This window comes from Variovorax sp. LjRoot175, assembly GCF_964253805.1.
In the GTDB taxonomy this organism is placed as follows: Bacteria; Pseudomonadota; Gammaproteobacteria; order Burkholderiales; family Burkholderiaceae_C; genus Variovorax.
The window spans coordinates 1,873,053-1,893,513 of sequence record NZ_CAXURY020000001.1; the positions used below are offsets into that span (position 1 = coordinate 1,873,053).

Annotated in this window: 21 protein-coding genes; 12 read left to right on the top strand and 9 right to left on the bottom strand. The window is 68.9% G+C overall.

Annotation, left to right across the window (positions count from 1 at the left end):
* Window positions 1–3 precede the first annotated feature (3 nt).
* Window positions 4–909, top strand: a complete 906-nt coding sequence (locus tag ACSQ89_RS09520; protein WP_436290679.1) for a DUF808 domain-containing protein — start codon at window positions 4–6, stop codon at window positions 907–909.
* On the opposite strand, the gene mnmH is transcribed toward ACSQ89_RS09520, so the two are convergent.
* Window positions 896–1,957: a tRNA 2-selenouridine(34) synthase MnmH gene (gene mnmH / locus ACSQ89_RS09525; RefSeq protein WP_436290678.1), complete on the bottom strand. Its 1,062-nt coding sequence runs from the start codon at window positions 1,955–1,957 to the stop codon at window positions 896–898. The genes ACSQ89_RS09520 and mnmH overlap by 14 nt on opposite strands.
* A complete protein-coding gene (locus tag ACSQ89_RS09530; RefSeq protein WP_436290677.1) occupies window positions 1,957–2,178 on the bottom strand; it encodes a hypothetical protein in 222 nt (73 codons plus the stop codon). Before ACSQ89_RS09530 ends, mnmH begins: the two co-directional genes overlap by 1 nt.
* 130 nt (window positions 2,179–2,308) lie before the next feature.
* Between ACSQ89_RS09530 and ACSQ89_RS09535 the strand changes: the two genes are divergently transcribed.
* The 3 genes from ACSQ89_RS09535 to ACSQ89_RS09545 all read left to right on the top strand — a co-directional run bounded on the left by ACSQ89_RS09535 (window position 2,309) and on the right by ACSQ89_RS09545 (window position 6,571).
* Window positions 2,309–5,257, top strand: coding sequence for an autotransporter outer membrane beta-barrel domain-containing protein (locus ACSQ89_RS09535; protein ID WP_436290676.1), 2,949 nt, complete (start codon window positions 2,309–2,311; stop codon window positions 5,255–5,257).
* A gap of 81 nt (window positions 5,258–5,338) precedes the next feature.
* A complete protein-coding gene (locus ACSQ89_RS09540) occupies window positions 5,339–5,758 on the top strand; it encodes a hypothetical protein (RefSeq protein ID WP_093102295.1) in 420 nt (139 codons plus the stop codon).
* Window positions 5,759–5,773: 15 nt separating this feature from the next.
* Window positions 5,774–6,571: an enoyl-CoA hydratase/isomerase family protein gene (locus ACSQ89_RS09545; RefSeq protein ID WP_093102296.1), complete on the top strand. Its 798-nt coding sequence runs from the start codon at window positions 5,774–5,776 to the stop codon at window positions 6,569–6,571.
* On the opposite strand, the gene ACSQ89_RS09550 is transcribed toward ACSQ89_RS09545, so the two are convergent.
* Together ACSQ89_RS09550 and ACSQ89_RS09555 are read right to left on the bottom strand one after the other, a co-directional pair.
* Window positions 6,568–7,665: a M14 family metallopeptidase gene (locus ACSQ89_RS09550; RefSeq protein ID WP_436290826.1), complete on the bottom strand. Its 1,098-nt coding sequence runs from the start codon at window positions 7,663–7,665 to the stop codon at window positions 6,568–6,570. The genes ACSQ89_RS09545 and ACSQ89_RS09550 overlap by 4 nt on opposite strands.
* A complete protein-coding gene (locus ACSQ89_RS09555) occupies window positions 7,652–8,992 on the bottom strand; it encodes an MFS transporter (protein ID WP_244503702.1) in 1,341 nt (446 codons plus the stop codon). Before ACSQ89_RS09555 ends, ACSQ89_RS09550 begins: the two co-directional genes overlap by 14 nt.
* Window positions 8,993–9,103: 111 nt before the next feature.
* Between ACSQ89_RS09555 and ACSQ89_RS09560 the strand changes: the two genes are divergently transcribed.
* On the top strand, window positions 9,104–9,766 hold the full coding sequence (locus tag ACSQ89_RS09560; protein WP_093102299.1) for an alpha/beta hydrolase: 663 nt from the start codon (window positions 9,104–9,106) through the stop codon (window positions 9,764–9,766).
* Window positions 9,767–9,769: 3 nt separating this feature from the next.
* Here the strand turns inward: ACSQ89_RS09560 and ACSQ89_RS09565 are convergent, their stop codons facing one another.
* Entirely contained in the window at window positions 9,770–10,990 is a 1,221-nt protein-coding gene (locus tag ACSQ89_RS09565) for a DUF2252 domain-containing protein (protein ID WP_436290675.1), read from the bottom strand.
* A gap of 144 nt (window positions 10,991–11,134) precedes the next feature.
* Between ACSQ89_RS09565 and gshA the strand changes: the two genes are divergently transcribed.
* On the top strand, window positions 11,135–12,715 hold the full coding sequence (gene gshA / locus ACSQ89_RS09570) for a glutamate--cysteine ligase (RefSeq protein WP_436290674.1): 1,581 nt from the start codon (window positions 11,135–11,137) through the stop codon (window positions 12,713–12,715).
* On the opposite strand, the gene ACSQ89_RS09575 is transcribed toward gshA, so the two are convergent.
* Complete coding sequence (locus ACSQ89_RS09575; protein ID WP_436290673.1) at window positions 12,693–13,724, bottom strand: ornithine cyclodeaminase; 1,032 nt, start codon at window positions 13,722–13,724, stop codon at window positions 12,693–12,695. The genes gshA and ACSQ89_RS09575 overlap by 23 nt on opposite strands.
* Before the next feature lie 128 nt (window positions 13,725–13,852).
* Between ACSQ89_RS09575 and ACSQ89_RS09580 the strand changes: the two genes are divergently transcribed.
* The 3 genes from ACSQ89_RS09580 to ACSQ89_RS09590 all read left to right on the top strand — a co-directional run bounded on the left by ACSQ89_RS09580 (window position 13,853) and on the right by ACSQ89_RS09590 (window position 15,195).
* Window positions 13,853–14,233, top strand: a complete 381-nt coding sequence (locus ACSQ89_RS09580) for a response regulator (protein WP_436296173.1) — start codon at window positions 13,853–13,855, stop codon at window positions 14,231–14,233.
* A gap of 103 nt (window positions 14,234–14,336) precedes the next feature.
* Window positions 14,337–14,750: a nuclear transport factor 2 family protein gene (locus ACSQ89_RS09585; RefSeq protein WP_436290672.1), complete on the top strand. Its 414-nt coding sequence runs from the start codon at window positions 14,337–14,339 to the stop codon at window positions 14,748–14,750.
* A complete protein-coding gene (locus tag ACSQ89_RS09590; protein ID WP_436290671.1) occupies window positions 14,740–15,195 on the top strand; it encodes a MerR family transcriptional regulator in 456 nt (151 codons plus the stop codon). The genes ACSQ89_RS09585 and ACSQ89_RS09590 overlap by 11 nt, the downstream gene beginning before the upstream one ends.
* Before the next feature lie 9 nt (window positions 15,196–15,204).
* Here ACSQ89_RS09590 and ACSQ89_RS09595 read toward each other — a convergent pair whose 3' ends face one another.
* Window positions 15,205–15,561, bottom strand: coding sequence for an HPF/RaiA family ribosome-associated protein (locus tag ACSQ89_RS09595; protein ID WP_436290670.1), 357 nt, complete (start codon window positions 15,559–15,561; stop codon window positions 15,205–15,207).
* A gap of 108 nt (window positions 15,562–15,669) precedes the next feature.
* Here ACSQ89_RS09595 and ACSQ89_RS09600 point away from each other — a divergent pair, with 108 nt between their 5' ends.
* Window positions 15,670–16,578: an aminotransferase class IV gene (locus tag ACSQ89_RS09600; protein WP_093102311.1), complete on the top strand. Its 909-nt coding sequence runs from the start codon at window positions 15,670–15,672 to the stop codon at window positions 16,576–16,578.
* 1 nt (window position 16,579) lies between these two features.
* On the opposite strand, the gene bamE is transcribed toward ACSQ89_RS09600, so the two are convergent.
* Entirely contained in the window at window positions 16,580–17,077 is a 498-nt protein-coding gene (gene bamE / locus ACSQ89_RS09605; RefSeq protein ID WP_436290669.1) for an outer membrane protein assembly factor BamE domain-containing protein, read from the bottom strand.
* Between the two features lie 175 nt (window positions 17,078–17,252).
* Complete coding sequence (locus ACSQ89_RS09610) at window positions 17,253–18,428, bottom strand: acyltransferase family protein (protein ID WP_436290668.1); 1,176 nt, start codon at window positions 18,426–18,428, stop codon at window positions 17,253–17,255.
* 153 nt (window positions 18,429–18,581) lie between these two features.
* Here ACSQ89_RS09610 and ACSQ89_RS09615 point away from each other — a divergent pair, with 153 nt between their 5' ends.
* Both ACSQ89_RS09615 and ylqF read left to right on the top strand, forming a co-directional pair.
* Window positions 18,582–19,451: a LytTR family DNA-binding domain-containing protein gene (locus ACSQ89_RS09615; protein ID WP_436290667.1), complete on the top strand. Its 870-nt coding sequence runs from the start codon at window positions 18,582–18,584 to the stop codon at window positions 19,449–19,451.
* Between the two features lie 59 nt (window positions 19,452–19,510).
* The gene (gene ylqF, locus ACSQ89_RS09620; protein WP_436290666.1) at window positions 19,511–20,461 is read left to right on the top strand and encodes a ribosome biogenesis GTPase YlqF; all 951 of its coding nucleotides are present in this window, start codon (window positions 19,511–19,513) and stop codon (window positions 20,459–20,461) included.

Below are 20,461 nucleotides of genomic sequence, written 5' to 3' on the forward strand. Positions count from 1 at the left end.
ACGATGGCGACCAGTCTGCTGCTTCTGCTCGACGACATTGCGACCGTTCTCGACGACGTTTCCATCCTCACCAAGCTTGCCGCCAAGAAGACCGCCGGCGTGCTGGGCGACGACCTGGCGCTCAACGCGCAGCAGGTCTCGGGCGTCAAGGCCGAGCGCGAGCTGCCGGTGGTGTGGGCGGTGTGCAAGGGCTCCTTCATCAACAAGGCGATCCTGGTGCCGGCGGCGCTGGCCATCGGCACCTGGCTGCCCTGGCTGGTGACGCCGCTCCTGATGATCGGCGGCGCCTTCCTGTGTTTCGAGGGCTGCGAAAAGCTCGCGCACAAGTTCCTGCACAAGGACGAACACGCGGCCGACACGGCGCGCCACGAGCATGCGGTTGCCGACCCCGGCGTCGACGTGGTCGCGGCCGAGAAGGACAAGATCAAGGGCGCGGTGCGCACCGACTTCATCCTGTCGGCGGAGATCATCGCGATCACGCTGGGGACGGTACAGGGCCAGCCCTTCGTGACGCAGTTGAGCGTGCTGGTCGGCATCGCGCTGGTCATGACCGTCGGTGTCTACGGCCTGGTGGCGGGCATCGTGAAGCTCGACGACGCCGGGCTCTATCTGAGCCAGCGCGAAGGCGCAGGCTCGCGAGCGCTCGGCCGCGGCATCCTCGCGGCGGCGCCCTGGCTCATGAAGGCGCTCTCCATCGCCGGCACCGCCGCCATGTTCCTGGTCGGCGGCGGCATCCTGGTGCACGGCGTGCCGGCCCTGGGCCATGCGGTCGAGGCCTGGGCGCTGAACGCAGGCAGCCTGGTCGGCGGCCTCGGTTCGATGGGCGCCAATGCGGGCGTCGGCATCGTGGCCGGCGCGATCGTGCTGGGCGTGGTCGAGCTCGTGAAAAAAGCGCTCAAGAAGCGCTGAGTTCCTGGCCGGCCGCGGCCACGCGGCGCGCGATCGCCTCGACGCCTTCGTCCGAAAGGTCGTCGACGCGCAAGACCTGCCGTTCGTCCCAGCGCGCGAAATGGCTGGCCTGCGATCGCTTGTAGGCCGGGTCGTAATGCAACGCGGTCAGCTCCGCGAACAGCGAGGGCAGGTTGCGCTCGGCGGCCCATTGCTGCCAGCGCGCGATCACGACCTTGCCGTGCAATTCCTTCAGCATGGCGAGCTGGCGCGAAAGCGCCTCCGGGTCGTCGCCGAGGTAGGCGTAGTCGCGCAGCAGGTAGGCCAGGCGCGCTTCGGGCGTGGCGTCGATCTCGATCACGCGGCTCGCGCGCATGCGCTCCATCAGCGCCGTGGGTACGTTGAGGCGGCCGATGCGGCGGCTCTCGCCCTCGACGTAGAGCGGCTTTTGCGGATCGATGCGGTCCAGCAGCTCGGCGATGCGCGTCTCGAAGGCGGTCTGCGAAGGTTGCGGCACGCCGGGCAGGGCGCCGAGCAGCGAGCCCTTGTGGGCGGCGAAGCCTTCGAGGTCGAGCACCTGCTCGCCCTGCGCCGCCATGGCCTGCAGCACACGCGTCTTGGCGCTGCCGGTGGCGCCGCACAGCACGCGCAGCTCGAGCCGCGGGCACAGGGTTTCGATCCGCGTGATCACGTGGCGGCGCCAGCTCTTGTAGCCGCCGGCGAGCTGCTGCGCGTCCCAGCCGACGAGGCGCAGCCAGGTCGTCATCGAGCCGCTGCGCAGGCCGCCGCGCCAGCAATAGATGAGCGGCTTCCAGTCGGCTGGCCGGTCGGCGAACTGCGCCTTCAGGTGCCGGGCGATGTTCGCGGCCACCATGGCGCCGCCGACCCGGCGCGCTTCGAAGGCGCCCTGTTGCTTGTAGAGCGTGCCGACAATGCGGCGCTCTTCGTCGTCCAGCACCGGGCAGTTGATCGCGCCGGGGATGTGGTCGATCGCGAACTCGGCCGGCGAGCGCGCATCGATGAGCGTGTCGAAGCGTTGGCGGTCGCCCACGCGCACCGGGTCGCGCATCAGCGGCCTCCGGACTTTTTCGCGCGCTGGAACAGGTCGACCGCGACCAGCGCCACGCCGAGCACCAGCGCGAACCAGCCGACCACGTAAGCCCCGCCTATCGTCTCGCGCCAGGCGGGCGACTGCAGGAAGTGCGGCGCGAGCAGCACCGCCGCGCCGATGAGGATGCACATGAGGCCGCGCTCGAGCATGCGCGGCGCTCCGGGGGATCTGGAAGCCATGCCCGAGTTTACGGGGCGGCACTGCGCACCAACTTCGGGCGATCCACGCCGATTCCGTGAATTATTTCCTTAGGACATGTAAACCTAAGAACTACATTCTTAAGTATTCATTTTCATAAGAAAGAAGCGCATGAACCGCGTTTTCCGGGTGGTCTGGAGCCCCTCGCAAGGGATCTGGGCCGTGGCCTCCGAACTGGCGCGCGGCGTTGGCAAGTCGAGCACGAAGGCGCCCGCTTTGGCCATGGTTCTGTTGGGCCTGGCCGGCACTGCCGCCGCCGATTGCGCCAGCAGCGGCAGCAACACCATCACCTGCACCGCCGGCACCCCGCAGACCTTCGTCGTCATCGGCGGCTACGACGCCACGCCCGGCGGCTCGGTGGACGTGCAGCAGAACGCGGTGATCAGCACCGTCGACCTGCCCGCCATCAGCATGGGCGACAACGGCACGATCCTGATCCAGCGCAATGCCACGGTGCAGAACCACGCGGCGGGCAGCGCCAACGGCCACTACGGCACCGGCGCCAACACCATCGAGTTCCGTTCGGGCAACACGCTCACGATCGAGCAGGGCGCCAAGCTGCTGTCCAACGGCACCGCCTACAACGCGGAAGCCGTCAACGCGCACGGCAGCGGCAACCTGATCGTCAACGACGGCGAAATCCGTTCGCAGGCCGGCGCCGCCGCCATCTGGTTCGAATCGTCGACCGGCGCGAACACGGTGATCAATGGCGAAACCGGCGTCATCGAATACCAGGGCGGCGCGGGCAACATCATGGGCGTCGCCGGCACGATGGCGATCGCTTTCACCAATCAGGGGCGGCTCGTCGGATCGCTGAACTTCGCCAATGCGAACGACACGTTGAACGTCTACACCGGCTCGTCGATCACCGGCAGCATCAACGGCGGCGGCGGCAGCAACCTGCTGACCCTGAACGGCAGCGGCACCGACACCTTCGCCCAGACGCTGTCGAACTTCCAGACGCTGGTGAAGAACGACAGCGGCACCTGGACCTTCAACAACGCGCTGCCCGGTTCGGGCATCACCAGCACGCGGGTCGCCGGCGGCACGCTGATCCTCGGCGCCAACGCCAGCAGCTACACCGGCAGCATGACGGTGGATGCGGCCGGGATCCTGCAGACCAGCGCGCAGTTCGCGCCGCTGGCCATCACCGACAACGGCCTGGTGCGCTTCGCGCAGCCCGATGATGCGAGCTACACCGGGCTGCTGTCCGGCACGGGCGGCATCGAGAAGACCGGTGCCGGCAGGCTCACGCTCACACTCGACCAGGCGATCACGGGCACCACCACCATCAGCGCCGGCACGCTGGAATTGGGCAACGGCGGCACGAGCGGCAGCGTGGTGGGCGACATCGTCAACAACGCGACGCTGATTGCGAACCGCTCGAACACGCTGAACCTCGCCGGCGCCATCAGCGGCAGCGGCGCGCTGCGCCAAGTGGGCAGCGGCACCACGGTGCTCTCGGGCGCCAGCAGCTACAGCGGCGCGACCACGGTCGCGGCGGGCACCTTGAAGGCGGCCGCGGCCAACACCTTCAGCGCTGCTTCCGCGCACACCGTGGCCTCCGGCGCGACGCTCGATACCGCAGGCTTCAACCAGCGCATCGCCTCGCTGAGCAATTCGGGCACCGTCAACCTGCTGAGCGTCGCCGCCGGCAGCACGCTCACCGTGACCGGCGCCTACATCGGCAACGACGGCGTGCTGAAGCTCGGCACGGTGCTCGGCGGCAGCAACAGCCTGAGCGATCGCCTGGTGCTGAGCGGCCCGGGCGCCAGTGCGAGCGGCAAGACCACGGTTCGCATCACCAACCTCGGCGGTCTCGGCGCGCAGACCACCGGCAACGGCATCGAGGTGGTGAGCGCGCGCAACGGCGCCACTACCACCGCTCAGCGCACGCGCGACGCCTTCGCGCTGGCCAATGGCCACGTCGATGCCGGCGCCTTCGAGTACCGCCTGTACGCGGCCGATGTCCAGGGCGCAGGCGAGAACTGGTACCTGCGTTCCGAGACGACCCTTGCGTCCCCGGTGGCGCCTGTCAATCCGGACGCGCCCACCACCACGACCGCGGACACGACCGTCAAGCTGGCCCTGCCGCTGGTGACCGTGCCGACCTACCGCGCCGAAGTCCCGCTCTTCGCGGCACTGCCGGCGCAACTGCGCCAGGCCGACCTCGGCATGCTGGGCAACCTGCACCGCCGCATCGGCGACGAGGCGGCCCCGGCGGCCGGCGACGCGCCGCGCCGCGCCTGGGCCCGTGCCGTCTACGGCGACCTCGATATCGGCCAGGACAGCGTCGCTCGCGCGCACAGCCGCGGCCACGTGAGCGGCCTGCAGGCCGGCACCGATCTGCTCGCCGCCGGCAACTGGCGCGCCGGCCTCTACGTCGGCTTCCTGGACGGCGGCGCCGATGTGAGCGGCAATGCGCGGGGCACCCTCGGGCGCGTCGGCAGCACCGACTTGCAATCGCGCTACCTGGGCGGCTACGCCACCTGGATGGACGCAAGCGGCCTCTATGCCGACGCCGTGCTGCAGGCCGGCCGCCATCGCACCACCGTGCGCCCCGACGGCAACCCGAACGCATCGGGCAGGGCCGAGAGCCTGACGGCCTCGATCGAAGCCGGCCAGTCCTTCGCCCTTTCCGAAAGCTGGCGCATCGAGCCGCAGGCGCAGCTGATCTATCAGCGCGCCCGCTTCGACGATGTGCTGATCGGCGGCGCGACTGTGCGGCAGCACGCCGACGGCGGCTGGATCGGCCGCCTGGGCGTGCGCATCAAGGGTGAACTCGCCACCGGCGTCGGGCGGCTGCAGCCCTATGCGCGCGCGAACCTGTACCGCGCGAGCGGCGGCACGGATGTCGCCGAGTTCATCGGCCCGGCGGCCACGACGCGCATCGCGAGTGCCGCCGGCTACAGCTCGGGCGAAGTGGCCGGTGGCTTCACGCTGGCCGTGACGCCGGCCACCAGCGTCTACGGCGAAGTGGGGCGCGTCTTCGCCCTCGGCGGCGAGGCCCGGGTGAAGTCCTCGGTGCAGGGTTCGGTGGGCGTCAAGCTGCGCTGGTAGGCGGGTTTTCGCGCGCCGGCGGCGCGTGGCGGTGTTTGGGTTCAAATATCGCTTCCGCGACCACTCGCCATACCGCCGACCATGGGATCCATCCGCCATCGCCTCCTCGCCGCTTCCGCACGAACCATCGCCCCTTTTCTGCTGACCGTCGCCGCGACGGGCGCAGCCGCTCAGCAGCAGGATGCGGACCGCTTCCCCGCGGCCGCCATGGGCTTCCTCGGCACCGAGCTTCCCGCGATGGATGCGGCCATCGCCAACAAGGACCGCGACTACTTCGAGGATGCGATGGGCCGCATGCTCGACTTCTCCGACAGCTGGGGCTTCAAGACGCGCGCCAATCCGGCGCTGGCGCGCTATCCGATGTGCACCGAGGCGGTGACCGATTTCCTCGTCGTGGGCCTGTGCCGCTTCAAGCTCTCGGCCGACACCTGCCAGCCGACGCTCACCACGAACTTCAACACCAACCTGCAGCGCTGCCGCGAGCTGGCCGCGCGCAACTGAAGAAAAGGCTGCGCCATGGACTACGCCCGCTACCAGACCCTCGCGATCACGCGCCGCGGCGAAGGCGGCGCGGTGCTCGACATCCAGATGCGCGCGCAGAACGGCAAGCTGCCCACTGCGGGCCATGACGGCCACCGCGAGCTGGCCGAGATCTGGCGCGACGTGTCGGCCGACGACACGGTGCGCTGCGCCGTGCTGCGCGGCGAGGGCATGGGCTTCTCGGGCGGCGGCGACCTGGCGATGGTCGAGCAGATGAGCACCGACGACGCCACGCGCGTGCGCGTCTGGAAGGAAGCGCGCGACCTGGTCTACAACCTCGTCAACTGCGACAAGCCGATCGTCAGCGCGATGCACGGGCCGGCCGTGGGCGCCGGCCTGGTGGCGGGCCTGCTGGCCGACATCTCGATCGCGAGCAAGAGCGCGAAGATCGTCGACGGCCACACGCGGCTGGGCGTCGCGGCCGGCGACCATGCGGCGATCGTCTGGCCCCTCTTGTGCGGCATGGCGAAGGCCAAGTACTACCTGCTGCTGTGCGAACCCGTGAGCGGCGAGGAGGCCGAGCGCATTGGCCTGGTCTCGCTCGCGGTGGAAGAGGCCGAGCTGCTGCCGCGCGCCTACGAGCTGGCCGACAAGCTGGCCGCCGGCAGCCAGAGCGCGATCCGCTTCACCAAGTACGCGCTCAACAACTGGCTGCGCCTGGCCGGCCCGAGCTTCGACGCCTCGCTGGCGCTCGAGTTCATGGGCTTTGCGGGGCCCGACGTGCGCGAGGGCGTGGCTTCGCTGCGCGAGCGCAGGGCGCCCAGGTTCTCTTAGGCGTTCCTGAGCCCCTGCACGGTCTGCAGCAAGGCCGTGCGCGCCTGGCCCAGCACCATGCCCTTCCATTCGTCGTTGTCGCAATAGAAGGCGTCGCGCAGCTGCTGGCGAATGGCGCGCTGCTGTTCGGCCGGCGCTTGCGCGTGACTGCGCAGCCAGGTGTCGGCACGCAGGCGATTCAGCACTTCGAGGTCGGGCAGGGTGCCGAACTCCAGGCCCATCAGCGCCACGCTGGCCTGCGGGCATTCGTCGTAGACGGCCGAAACCACCGGCCCCGACACGTCGGCCGAGGCCGACTGGCCGTCGAAGGGCGCGAACACGTCGGCGCCCCACCAGGCGCGCGCCTGGGCGAGGCCGTCCGGGCGGCCCGGGTAGATCTTCTCGCCGTGGCCGTAGGGACCGAGCCCGGTGTGGATGTCGATCCAGCCGATGTGCGTCGCGGCGGCGCCGAACTTGCGCAGGATGCCGCGCATGGTGCGGTTGCTCCATGACGGCGCCTTGCCGCCATAGAACACGCCGTCGGGCGCGACATACTGGCCGGTCGTGACGGCGGCGCGCCAGGCGCGCATGCCGTGCTTGTCGATGTAGGCGGCCATCGCCGCCTCGTCGTCGGCGCTGGGCGGCCAGGTCGCCGGCAGCACGAAAGGCTCGACCTCTGCATAAGCTTCATTGACCGGCAGCGGCGCATCGAAGTCGATGTGGTTGCGGTTCAGGTCGATGTTGTCTTCGTTGGTGCGGTGCAGGTGCGAGAAGCCGTGCGGATTGACCGCATGCACCAGCAGCAGGCCGATGCCCGCCTGCTCGAGGCGCGAGAGCAGGTCGTCGTCGTGCAGCGTCGCGATCTGGCAGCCCGAGCCGCAGAAGCCCTCGGGCCCGTGTGTCCCGGAGCTGACGATCAAGAGCCTGGCCGCGCCGGGCGTGCCGAGGTAGGCCGTGTCGGCCGCCAGCGTTTCGCCCAGGGCGCCGCGATGGGTTTCGAGCACGAAGGATTCGAGGGCCGCGCCGCGCGCCGCGGCGGCATCGAGGAACTTGCGGCGGGCTTCGGCGTAGGTGCCGGAGAAGTATCGAGCGGCAGCGCTGCTATGCACGGGCAGTCCTTGAAGAGGGCTCGGCGTCCGGCCGGTGGGCCGAGGCGTCGTCGATGTCCTTGCCGGTGAAGTCCTTGAGCCAGAGCAGGCCGAGGAACGACACCAGCGTCATTCCCAGCAGATACCAGGCCGGCGCCAGCTTGCTGCCGGTGGCGTTGACCAGCCAGGTGCTGACGAAGGGCGAGAAGCCGCCGAATATCGAAACGCCCACGCTGTAGACCAGCGACATGCCGCTCGCGCGCACGTGCTTGGGAAACATCTCGGGCAGCATCGTGATGGCGGGCACGGTCTGCACCACCAGCGCGATGCTCAGCAAGCCCACCACGGTGAACAGCACGGCCGGCGTGGGCGAGAGGTTGAGCCACAGAAAGCCCGGATAGATCAGCACCATCATCGCGATGCGGCCCCAGACGATCAGTCGCTTGCGGCCGGCGCGATCGGACAGGAGGCCCACCAGCGGCGCGAGCCCGAAGGACAGGAGCCCTGTGAGCGCGGCGCCGAACAGCGCCACCGTCGGCGGCAGGCCCAGTTGGCGCACCGCATAGGTGGGCATGTAGAAGGTCACGACATAGGCGGCCGCGGTGCCGCCGGTGATGGCGAGGATGGCCGACAGCACGGTCTTCCCGTGCTCGCCGCACACTTCGGCGAGGCTGCTCCTGCGCGGCGCCGCACCGGCCGCCGGCTCGGCCTTGACGTCGAGCGATTCCTCGAGATGGCGGCGGATGTACATGCCCACCGGCGCGATCAGCATGCCGATGACGAAGGGCACGCGCCAGCCCCAGCTCTCCATGCCCTGCGGCCCGAGCGCGAACGAGAGCCCGCCCACCACCGCGGCGCCGAGCAGGATGCCCAGGCCCTGGCTCGCGAACTGCCAGCTCGCCAGGTAGCCGCGGTTGGCCGGCGTGGCGTGCTCGACCAGCAAGGTGGTGGACGCGCCCACCTCGCCGCCGGCCGAGAAGCCCTGGATCAGCCGCGCCAGCACGATGAGCACGGGCGCCGCGACGCCGATCTGCGCATAGGTGGGCGCCACCGCGATCATTGCGCAGCCCAGCGCCATCAGGAAGATGGTCAGCGTCATCGCCTTCTTGCGCCCGGCGCGATCGGCATAGGCGCCGATCACGATGCCGCCCAGCGGCCGCATGATGAAGCCGACGCCGAAGCTCGCCACCGTCAGCAGCAGCTGGCCGTAGCTGTCGAAGGTCGGGAAGAAGAGCTTGCCGATCACCAGGGCCAGGAAGCCGTAGACTGTGAAGTCGAAGAACTCGAGGGCGTTGCCGATGGTGGTGGCGACGATGGTCCTGCGCCGGCTGATCGGCGTGATGGGAGAGGTCACGAGAATTCCTGTTCTTGTTGGCGCGTCGCGCCGGATGCTAGCAGCCGATGGCGACAAGCGCCGCAGGCAAGGCACACTCGCGTCATCCAATCCCAAGCCAGACCCTTCATCATGTCCCTTGCCCCCATCGAAATCGAAACCGGCCCCCACCCCACCGCCACCGTGCTCCTCATGCACGGCCTCGGCGCCGACGGCAACGACTTCGTGCCGATCGCCAACGAGCTCGACCTGTCGGCCGTCGGGCCGGTGCGCTTCGTGTTCCCCAATGCGCCGGTGATTCCGGTCACCATCAACGGCGGCTACCGTATGCCGGCCTGGTACGACATCGCTGCAGCCGATCTCGTGAAGCGCGAGGACGAAGCCGGACTGCGCCGCTCGCAGGCCGCGATCGAGGCGCTGATCGCGAACGAGAAGGCCCGCGGCATCGCGGCCGGCCGGATCGTGGTCGCCGGCTTTTCGCAGGGCTGCGCGATGGCGCTCCTGACCGGGCTGCGCCATGCCGAGCGGCTGGCCGGCATCGTCGGCCTGTCGGGCTACCTGCCGCTGGCCGCGACCACGGCCGCCGAGCGCCATGCGGCCAACCACGACACGCCGGTCTTCCTGGGCCACGGCACGCGCGACGGCGTGGTGCAGATCGAGCGCGCCCGGGCCTCGCGCGATGCGCTGGCCGCGCTCGGCCATGCGGTCGAATGGCACGAGTACCCGATGGAGCACTCGGTGTGCATGGAAGAGATCGCCGATCTCAACCGCTTCCTGCTGCGCGTGCTGGGCTGAAGATCAGCGCGTGAATGCGCCGTCGTCGAAGGCTTCGCCGTAGGCCTTCCAGTCGGCGGCGACATCGGCGGCGCAGTCCCGCGACGCATCGAGCAGCGACTGGCGCCACTTGCGGCTGTGGCCATGGGCGACGAGTTCGTCGGCGATGGCCGAGCCTTGCCGCCCAGCGCTGCGCAGCTGGCCCCACGCGACCATGCGGCCCATGGTGCGCAGCACCTGCTCCAGCGTCTTCAGCTTCTGCGCCGAGCGATCCAGTGTCACGCGGTCTTCCGAAGGCTGCAGGTGGCGCAGCACGAAGGGCGCGCGGCCCATGCGCAGCGGCTGCAGCAGGCCGGCCGACACCGCCTGCACGCGCTGCTGCAGCGCCACCGCGCGCTGGGCTTCGTTCTTCCATGCCGGCTGGGTTGTCTTCAGGTGCGGCAGCAGCGAAGAGGCGTTGACCTGCTTCAGGTCGAGCAGGCCGTTGCCGCCGGGCGAGCCCTTGCCATTGACGAGGATCACATAGCGCTCCACGCCCAGGCTGCCGGTGCCGGCGATGCGCCGCGCCACATCGAGCACCCGGTAGTAGTCCGGGTTCGGCTGCTTCTCGGCGAAGCTGCGGATGGCTTCGGTGACGCTCGCGCGCTGCTCGCGGCTCGCGGGCAGCGCTTTCTTGCCGTCGGTGCGCAGCTTGCGCCGGAACCGGCTGCGCTTGCCTCCTGTGCGTTTGAGCTTGGTGCGTTCGTCGAGGAAGGGCACGCGCTTGCGCTCGCGCAGGCCGCGCAGCAGCGCGCCCACCAGCCCGTCGGCCGTGTCCCGCTCGACCCAGCGCACCTCGCCCTGCGCCAGCGTCTCGGCGTAGGCGTCGAGGAAAGCGCGGCACAGCTGCTGCGCTTCCTGGCGACGCAGCGAGAGGGTGGCGGCGCCGACGCGCACGCTGGCCAGGAAGCGCACCAGGTCCCAGGCGGTCGGGGCGAGGGCGGACTCGTCGAAGTCGTTGATGTCGAAATACACCAGGCCGTTGTCGCCCTTGAAGCTGCCGAAGTTCTCGAGGTGCAGATCGCCGCACACCCAGCCGAGCGGCGAGGCGGGCAGGGCGCCGGGCGCGAGGCGTTCGTAGAAGCGGTGGCAGCTGCCGCGCAGGAACACGAAGGGGCTCTTGCGCATGGCCTCGTACTTCATCTGCAGGCGCTCGGGATCGCGGCCCGCATTGAATGCCTGTACGCTGCGCACGACGTCGATCATGGTTTCCCCTGAGTCGCCGGAGGGATGGCCGGCACCGTCGCGGGGTATAGCAGAAACGGCGTTTTCGCTTCAAATACCGAGGCCAGCAAGCCGTTCGCGGCCGTGCTACCTTCCGCCCCACAAAGATTCACGGGTCATAACGACATGAGCAAACTGCACGAGCGCCTGGGAGCGCTCACACCCGCGCGACTGAAGGGAGTCCGTAGAGGCATCGAGAAGGAGAGCCTGCGTGCCCAGCCCGACGGCACGCTGGCGCTGACGCCGCATCCGGCGGCGCTCGGTTCGGCGCTCACCCACCCGCACATCACCACCGATTTCAGCGAGTCGCAGCTCGAGCTCATCACCGGCGTGCACACCGACGTGGAGGCCTGCCTGGCCGAGCTCACGCAGGTGCACCAGTTCACCTACCGCGTGCTTCATGAAGCCGGCGACGAACGGCTCTGGGTCTCGAGCATGCCCTGCGGCCTGCCGGCCGACGAAACCATTCCGATCGGGCGCTACGGCGCCTCCAACGTGGGGCGCGCCAAGAGCGTCTACCGCATGGGCCTGAGCCACCGCTACGGCCGGCGCATGCAGACCATCTCGGGCATCCACTACAACTGGTCGCTGCCCGAGGTGTCGAGCGAGCAGTACTTCGCGCTGATCCGCAACTTCCGCCGCCACGCCTTTTTGCTGCTCTACCTGTTCGGCGCCTCGCCGGCGCTGTGCTCGAGCTTCGTGGCCGGGCGGCCACACGAGCTACAGCCGCTGGGCGAAGGCAGCATGCACATGCCGCACGGCACCTCGCTGCGTATGGGGCGGCTGGGCTACCAGAGCGAGGCACAGGCCTCGCTGGCGGTGAGCTACAACAGCCTCGACGGCTACGGCGCCTCGCTGCAGGACGCGCTCACGCGGCCCTGGCCGGCCTACGAGGCGATCGGCATCCGCAATCCCGGCGGCGACTACAACCAGCTCGCCACCAGCCTGCTGCAGATCGAGAACGAGTTCTACGGCACCATCCGTCCCAAGCGCGTGATCTACCCCGGCGAGCGGCCGCTGCATGCGCTGCGCGAGCGCGGTGTCGAGTATGTGGAAGTCCGCCTGATGGACCTCGATCCCTTCGAGCCGATCGGCATCGCCGCGCCCACCATGCGCTTTCTCGACGTGTTCCTGCTGCATTGCCTGCTGGCCGACAGCCCGCCCGACACGCGCGAGGAGATTGCCGAGCTGGCCCACAACCAGCACCTCACGGCTGCACGCGGCCGCGAGCCCGGCCTCAAGCTGCAGCGCGGCGGGCGCGACGTTGCGCTCACCGAATGGGGCGCCGAGCTGCTGGAGCAATTCGGCCCGATCGCCGCCGCGCTCGACGCCGCGCACGGTGGCACCCGGCATGCCGAAGCGGTGCGAGCGGCAGAGAAAGGCCTGGCCGACCCGGCCACCCTGCCTTCTGCGCGCGTGCTCGAGGCGATGGCGCGCGCGCACGACAACTCCTTCATCAGCTTCGTGCGGGCGCAGTCCGAACGCACGCGCACCGAGCTGCTGGCCTTGCCCTTTTCCGCCGAAGAACGCGCGAACTTCGAACGCATGACGCAGAGTTCGATCGATGCCCAGAAGGAGATCGAGGCGAACGACAGCATGCCCTTCGAGATCTACCGCGAGCAGTACGTTTCGCCGGCGCGCCTGGGCTTCAAGAACCACTGGGCGGAAATGCCGCCGCTCGCCGTCAGCCAGTCCGCGGCCTGGTGAGGCGGAACAGGTTCTTTGGGTCGCCCGCGGACGGCACGAGCGCGATGTCCTGTCCTGCGCCATGCTGCAGCGCGAGCGCGTGGATCAGGCGCAGCGCGGAGTAGTCCTCCAGCGCGAAGCCCACCGAGTCGAACACCGTCACCTGGTCCTCGCTCTGCCGGCCGGCCTCGGCGCCGGCCAGCACACGCCACAGCTCGACCACCGGAAAATCGGCCGCCATCTGCTGGATCTCGCCCTCGATCCGGGTCTGCGGCTCGTACTCGACGAACACGCGCGCGGCGCGCAGCACTTCCGCATGCAACTCGGTCTTGCCCGGGCAGTCGCCGCCGATCGCGTTGAGGTGCATGCCGGGTTCGAGCATCTCGGGCGTGACGATGGTGGCGCGCGCCTTGCGCGCCGTCAGCGTGCTGACGATGTCGGCGCCGCGCACCGCTTCGGCGACGCTCGCGGCACGCCGCACGCGCAGGGCCGGCCAGGCCGCCAGGTTGCGCTCCAGCTTGTCCATCGCCTGGGCGTCGATGTCGTAGATCCGCAGTTCGTCGATGCCCAGCAGCGCGTGGAAGGCCAGGGCCTGGAACTCGCTCTGGGCGCCGTTGCCGATGAGGGCCATGCGGCGCGATCCCGGCCGCGCCACGGCCTGCGCGGCCAGGGCCGACATGGCGGCGGTGCGCAGCGCGGTGGTCAGCGTGAGCTCCGACAGCAGCACAGGCAGGCCGGTCTGCACCTCGGCCAGCACGCCGAAGGCCATCACCGTCGGCAGGCCATGGGCCGTGTTGCCGGGGTGGCCGTTGACGTACTTGAAGGCGTAGCGCTGTCCGTTCGACACCGGCATCAGCTCGATCACGCCGAGCGCCGAATGGCTGGCCAGCCGGGCCGACTTGTCGAACTCGGGCCAGCGCAGGAAATCTTCCCTGATGGTGTCGGCCAGCGCCTCCAGGAAGCGGGATGTTCCGAGGGCCTGAACCAGGCCGGAAAGCGCCTGGACATCTACGAAGCGTGTTGTTGCCATGCTTATTGAAGAACTTCCGTGCTAATCGGGTAGGTCTATGCCTACCTGCATTGGCCGAGATGGCTCACCGCGGCGCTGAAATCGCAGCTCATCATGACATCAAGCATCCATATTCACATGTGCCCCCAATGACAACGAAGACCTATCTGGTCGAAGACAACGCCGTGATTCGCGAGAACCTCGTCGGATTCCTCGAAGACATTGCCGATGCCACCGTCGTCGCCTATGCGAGCGGGGAGGCCGAGGCGGTGGACTGGCTGCGCAATCATCGCGACAGCTGGGACGTGGCCATCGTCGACCTGTTCCTGGACCAGGGCAACGGCCTTGGTGTCGTCAGTGCCTGCCGCGAGAGGGCCAGGCATCAGAAGGTGGTGGTCCTGAGCAACTACGCGACGCCCGACATGCGGGCGCGCACCAAGGCGCTGGGCGCCGACGCCTTCTTCGACAAGTCGGCAGAAATCGAACTGCTGCTCGACTACTGCGAGAAGCTGAGTCGCCGCAACGACTGAGGCCCGGCTTCCGCCCTGGCGGAAAAATCGCTCTTGACCTAGAGTGCGCTGGAGCATTTCCAATGGTTTCGCCGGGTCGTCCGGTGAACACGGGAAATACGCCATGAACGCCATCGAGAACAAGAGATTCATCCAGGGCATCCACGCCGAGCTCGCCAAGGGCAACGGCAAGCCTTTCGTCGACAGCCTCGCCGAGGACTTCAGCTGGATCATGAAGGGGCGCACGTCCTGGTCACGCACCTACAAGGGCAAGCTGGTCGTGCAGAACGAACTGCTCAAGCCCCTGTACGCGCAATTCGAAGGCCGCTACCTCAACACTGCCGAGCGCTTCATCGCCGAAGACGACTTCGTGGTCGTGCAGTGCAACGGCGAGGTCGCCACCAAGCTCGGCAAGCGCTACGACAACCAGTACTGCTTCATCTACCGGCTGGCCGGCGGCAAGGTGATCGAGCTCACGGAGTACCTCGACACCGCGCTCGTCGACGAAGCGCTGGAGGCGCCGGCGCGTGCCGGGTAGCGCCTTTCGCATCGGCGAGCTGGCCACGCGCACCGGCCGCAGCGTGCATGCCATCCGCTGGTACGAGGCGCAGGGCCTAGTGCCCGGCGTGGCGCGCGACGAAGCCGGGCGGCGCGTCTACGGCGAGCTGCACGTGAGCTGGCTCGACCTGATGGAGCGGCTGCGCGCGACCGGCATGTCGATCGCCGAGATGCGCGAGTACACCGCGCTGGTGATGCAGGGCAGCCGTACGCTGCGCCAGCGCCGCGACATGCTGGCCGGCCACCGCGAGCGCGTGAACGCCACCATCGCCGAATGGCGGCGCGCGCTGACGCTGGTCGACAAGAAGATCGACTTCTACGATGCCTGGATGCAGACCGGCCAGCGGCCGCCGCTGATCCCGGCCGACACGCCGCGCGCCGTGCGCAAGAAGGCGCTGCCCGCGCCCGCGATCAGGAAGCGATGAAGCTGGCGCTCATTCGACGACCGCGCCGCCGTCCTTGCGGATCGATTCGCGCCCGTGCTTGCCGAGGCGGCCCAGCGCGCTGTCCAGTGCGCGCTTGAGCTTGTCGGCCGCGCCGCGGAAAGCCTCGTCGAGATTCGGCGCGTGCTGCGTCACGGCCACCGGCTGATGGCGCGCGAGGCGCGCCTCCATCGCGCAGCGCTTGTCGCCGCCGCCGCTGGCATCATGGTTCTGGTCGCTCAGGTGCACTTCGACCCGCGTCACGTCGGCCGCGAAACGGCTCAATGCATGCCTGATCTCCTCATTGGCCCAGCGTTCCAGGGCATCCTTGTTCTCGACGCCGTTGCTGGTGTTCACTTGTATCTGCATGTCAGGTACCTTTCGCGCTCATCTGCTGATGAACAAGACCGACTTTGCGCCCAACCCAGGCTCCGTGCGTAAGCATTTGGAGCATGCGACCGAAGGAGTTTCCAAGTCATGCCCTCCGTGCCCGACCTTTCCGGCGGTGTTGCCTTCGTACGCGGCAACTACGTGCCCATCGCCGAGGCCGCCATCCCCATCACCGACTGGGGCTTTCTGCGCTCCGACGCCACCTATGACGTGGTCACCGTGTGGGAAGGCGCCTTCTTCCGGCTCGATGCGCATCTGGAGCGCTTCATGTGCAGCTGCGAGCGCTTCCGGCTCGACCCCGGCCTCACGACGGCACAGATCACCGAGGTGCTGACCGAATGCGTGCGCAGAAGCGGCCTGCGGAATTCCTATGTCGAGATGATCGTCACGCGCGGCCAGCCGCCCTGGGGCTCGCGCGATCCGCGCCAGGCGGTCAATCGCTTCTACGCCTTCGCCGTGCCCTTCGTGTGGATCGCCAACGAGGTGCAGCGCGAGCGCGGCCTGCACCTGAAAGTGAGCGAGGTGCAGCGCATCCCGGCGAGCTCGGTCGATCCGAAGGCCAAGAACTACCACTGGAACGACCTCACCATGGGCCTCCTGGGCGCGCTCGATGCGGGCGCCGACACCGTGGTGCTGACCGATGCAGCCGGCAACGTGGTCGAAGGTCCGGGCTTCAACGTCTTCTGCGTGCGCGGAGGTACCGTCGTCACGCCGAAGGACGGCGTGCTCGAAGGCATCTCGCGGCGCACCGTGATCGAGATCGCAGAGACGCTCGGCATGCGGGTCGAGCTGCGTGACCTGCCGGCCGAGGAGTTGCGCAGCGCCGACGAAGCTTTTCTGAGCACCTCCGGTGGTGGCGTGCTGCCGGTGACGCGGGTGGACGACCAGGTGCTGGGCGACGGCGTGCCCGGCCCGGTGACGCAGCGCCTGCTCCAGACCTACTGGGACTGGCACCGCGACCCGGCCTACAGCCGGCCCATCGCCTACGGCCGGTGAATCAGGGCAGCGAGACCCGGTTCAGCGCCGCCGGATCGCCCACGATGCTCTTCACCGTGCCGCCCGGCTCGAACATCACCTGGTATTCGGCCCAGGTATCGAGCCAGTAGCGCCACACGGGGGCGTCCAGCTTCGGGTTCTCGCTGCTGACGGGGTAGCCCAGCGCCATCAGCACCTGCTCGCGCGTCATGCCGGGCGTCACCTTCATCGCCGCGATGGCTGCGCGCGTCTTCTCCGGGTAGCCGACCAGCTTGATCTTCGGGTCCTCGGTCACGACATAGCGCTGCCCGAACGCGGTGGTCGGGATGTCGCGGCTGTAGTCGTTCTTGAGCCGTTGCGGGCGGCCGCCGATGTCCAGGTCGACCCAGCGGAAGTCGTAGCCGGTGATGCGCGCGGGAGTGCCCGCGGCCACGATGCTCATGCCCTGCTCGTCGTAGTTGATGTCGCTGATCTGCTTGCCGTAGCTGCGCATGTTGCAGCACAGGTAGCCCTGGATCATCGGACCCTGCGGCGGCGCAGGACGCTGGGCGTGAGCGGCGGACAGGGGAAGGGTGGCCGCCAGGACGGCGGCCAGGCGAAGCGCTGGAACATCGGAACTCCCTCGTTGGATGTTGTTGGGCGCTGCGAGCCGGGGCGGCGCGCAGCGCGAGGGATTCTAGAGGCGTTGTTACAACTCAGCGTGCTACAAAGTCTCGAAATCGCGGCCGATCGCCGGCCGCAGGGGCGCGCTGCTTGAGCCCGAACAGCGGCCGCAGCCAGCCGATGCGGCGGATCAGCCCGTCGCTCAGCGCCCAGCAGCCGAGCACCGTCAGTGCCACCAGCAAGACCGGCTCCAGCACCGGGCCGAGCCGCCATGACGCGAGCGCGACGGCGCCGGCAACGATCAGCGTCTGGTGCAGCATGTACCAGGGGTAGACCGACTCGTTGGCCCAGCCCAGCCAGGGCCAGGGGCGGTCGAGGTAACGATGGGCGAAGCCCAGGATGGCCGCGAGCGCGCTCCACAGGTAGAGCGCGCGCAGCACGCGCAACAGCCGAATATCGGCGCCGGCCAGTTTCAGCGCGAAGTAGGCGGCGAGGAGGGCCGCCGCCAGCGCCAGCGCCCAGCCGCGCACCCGCGCCAGCTCGCGCCAGAGGCCGGCATCGATGCCCATCCAGTAGCCGTAGAGAAAGACCGTGAAGTAGAGGGCATGCAGGTACCAGTCGTGGATCAGGTCGTGGGTGGCCGGGAAGCGCGGCCCGAGCACCAGCGTGAAGAGCACGAGCGGCAGGGCCGGCAGCACCAGCAGCCGCCAGCGCCGCAGACCGGTGAAGGCGGCGCGCAGCCGCTGTCCGGCGGCCGATCGCAGCACCGGCAGCAGCAGCGCCACCAGCGCCGTGTAGGCGAAGAGGTAGGGCAGGTACCACAGGTGGTTCCAGGTCATGCCGAAATCGGAGCCGGCGAAGGCGCCCTTGGGCCAGGGCCCCATCGCGAGGTAGCGTGCCATGAAGGCGCCGAATCCCGGCGCCACCAGCCCCTTGGCCACGGCTTCGGCGTAGGCCTGGTAGGGCACCACCACCGTCATGCCGATCGCCAGCGGCAGCAGCAGCCGCAGCGCACGCTGTCCGACCAGGCGCAGCGGCTCCTGGCCGCGCAACAGAAAACCCAGCGCCACGCCCGACGCCAGGAACACCAGGTCCATGCGCCAGATGTTGACGGCCTGCATCGGCCATTGCAGCCAGCGGGCGGCATGCGGGCTCTTGAGGTGCCAGGGCCAGTCGGCCACGTAGTACATCGCCACGTGGTAGAGGATCAGCAGCAGGAAGGCCAGCGCGCGCAGCGCATCGATGTCGTGTCGTCGGTCGGTGCTCATGGTCCGGCTCCTTGGATGGCAAGGCGGCCATGGTGGCGTGCGGTTCGGTGCGCAGGGGCGGCCAGGGGACGATCCGCCGGCGCTTTGTGACGAGCGGCGGCTCCGGAGGGACGAAATTCGGCCGTCCCGATCCGGATTCACGAGAATCCCGCCATGCCGAAGAACCTGTTCGAACGCTACCAGCCCTATCGGCGGCGGGCCGAGATCGCCTTCTGGGTGATCGTGATGGTGCTGCAGGCGGTCTTCAACACCGCCATCGCCGTGGTCGACGCGGGCAAGTTGGGACGCGAGGTGCCCCTGTGGCAGCCGGTGGCCTGGGAGCTTTCCAGTCATCTTGTGCTGCTCGCGCTGGTGCCGGCGGTGTTCGCCTTCGAGCGCCGCTTCCCGCTCAACCTGGCCACGCTCGGCCGCAACTGGGCCTGGCACTTGGCCGGCAGCGTGGTCTTCAGCCTGGTGCATGTGGCCGGCATGGTGGCGCTGCGCCATTTGGTCTATGCGCTGGCCGGCAGCCAGTACGACTTCGGCCCCTGGGGCGAGAAGTGGTTCTACGAGTACCTCAAGGACGTGCGCACCTACGCGCTCTTCCTCGTGACCTTGCTGGGCTACCGGCTTTTCATGCTGCGGCTGCAGGGCGAGGCGCGCGTGCTCGATGCGCCGGAGGGTGCGGCCGAGCCCGCGCCGCCCGCGCCCGAGGCGGCGCCGCAGCGCCCCGAGCGCTTCCTGGTGCGCAAGCTCAGGCGCGAGTTCCTGATCGCGGCCAGCGACATCGACTGGCTGCAGGCCCAGGGCAACTACGTCGGCCTGCGCGTCAACGGGCATGACTACCTGCTGCGCGCCACGCTGACCGACTTCCTGGCCCAGCTCGATCCGGCCCGCTATGCGCGCGTGCACCGCAGCTACGCGGCCAACCTGGACCGGGTGGCCGAGATCGAGCCGCTCGACGGCGGCGACGCCCGGCTGCACATGCGCGACGGCACGCAGATCCCCTGCAGCCGGCGCTACCGCGACGCGCTGCGGGCCTGAGCTTCGGGCCCGCGGCGACAATCGCAGGCCTTCCCGCAGCAAGAGAAAGAACATTCCCGATGGCCATCCAGTGGTTCCCCGGTCACATGCACTTGACCCAGAAGGCCATCGCCGAACGGATCAAGGACATCGACGTCGTCATCGAGCTGCTCGATGCGCGCCTGCCGGGCTCCAGCGCCAACCCGATGCTGGCCGAACTCACCGGCCACAAGCCGGGCCTCAAGGTGCTCAACAAGCAGGACCTGGCCGATCCCGAACGCACCGCGCTCTGGCTGGCCCACTACAACGCGCAGCCGGCCACGCGCGCGATCGGCCTCGATGCCAGCCAGACCGCGCCGGCGCGGCAACTGATCGACGCCTGCCACGAACTCGCGCCGAACCGCGGCGGCATGGCCAAGCCGATGCGCGTGCTGATCTGCGGCATTCCCAACGTCGGCAAATCCACGCTGATCAACACGCTGACCGGCAGCCGCAAGGCCAAGACCGGCGACGAGGCCGGCATCACCAAGCTCGAGCAGCGCATCGTGCTGGCCGACGACTTCTATCTTTGGGACACGCCCGGCATGCTGTGGCCGCGCATCATCGTGGCCAAGAGCGGCTACAACCTGGCCGCCAGCGGCGCCATCGGCCGCAATGCCTTCGACGAGGAAGAGGTGGCCCTGGAACTGCTCGGCTACCTGAAGCGCGACTACGCGGGCCTGGTCGAGGCGCGCTTCAAGCTCGAATCGATCGAGGGCTTCCGCGACGAGCAGGTGCTCGAAGCCATCGGCCGCAAGCGCGGCGCGCTGCTCGGCCGCGGCCGCGTGAACCTGCAGAAGGCGGCCGAGGTCGTGATGCACGAATTCCGCAGCGGCAACATGGGCCGCATCACGCTGGAGACGCCGCAGGAGTTTGCCGGGTGGCTCGCGGCGGGGCAGTTGCTGGATGCGGAGCGCCGGGCGAAGAAGGAAGCGCGCTCGCGCAAGAAGCGCCCTCCCGAGCAGGAAGACAGCCCGCCCGAGAGGCCCTAG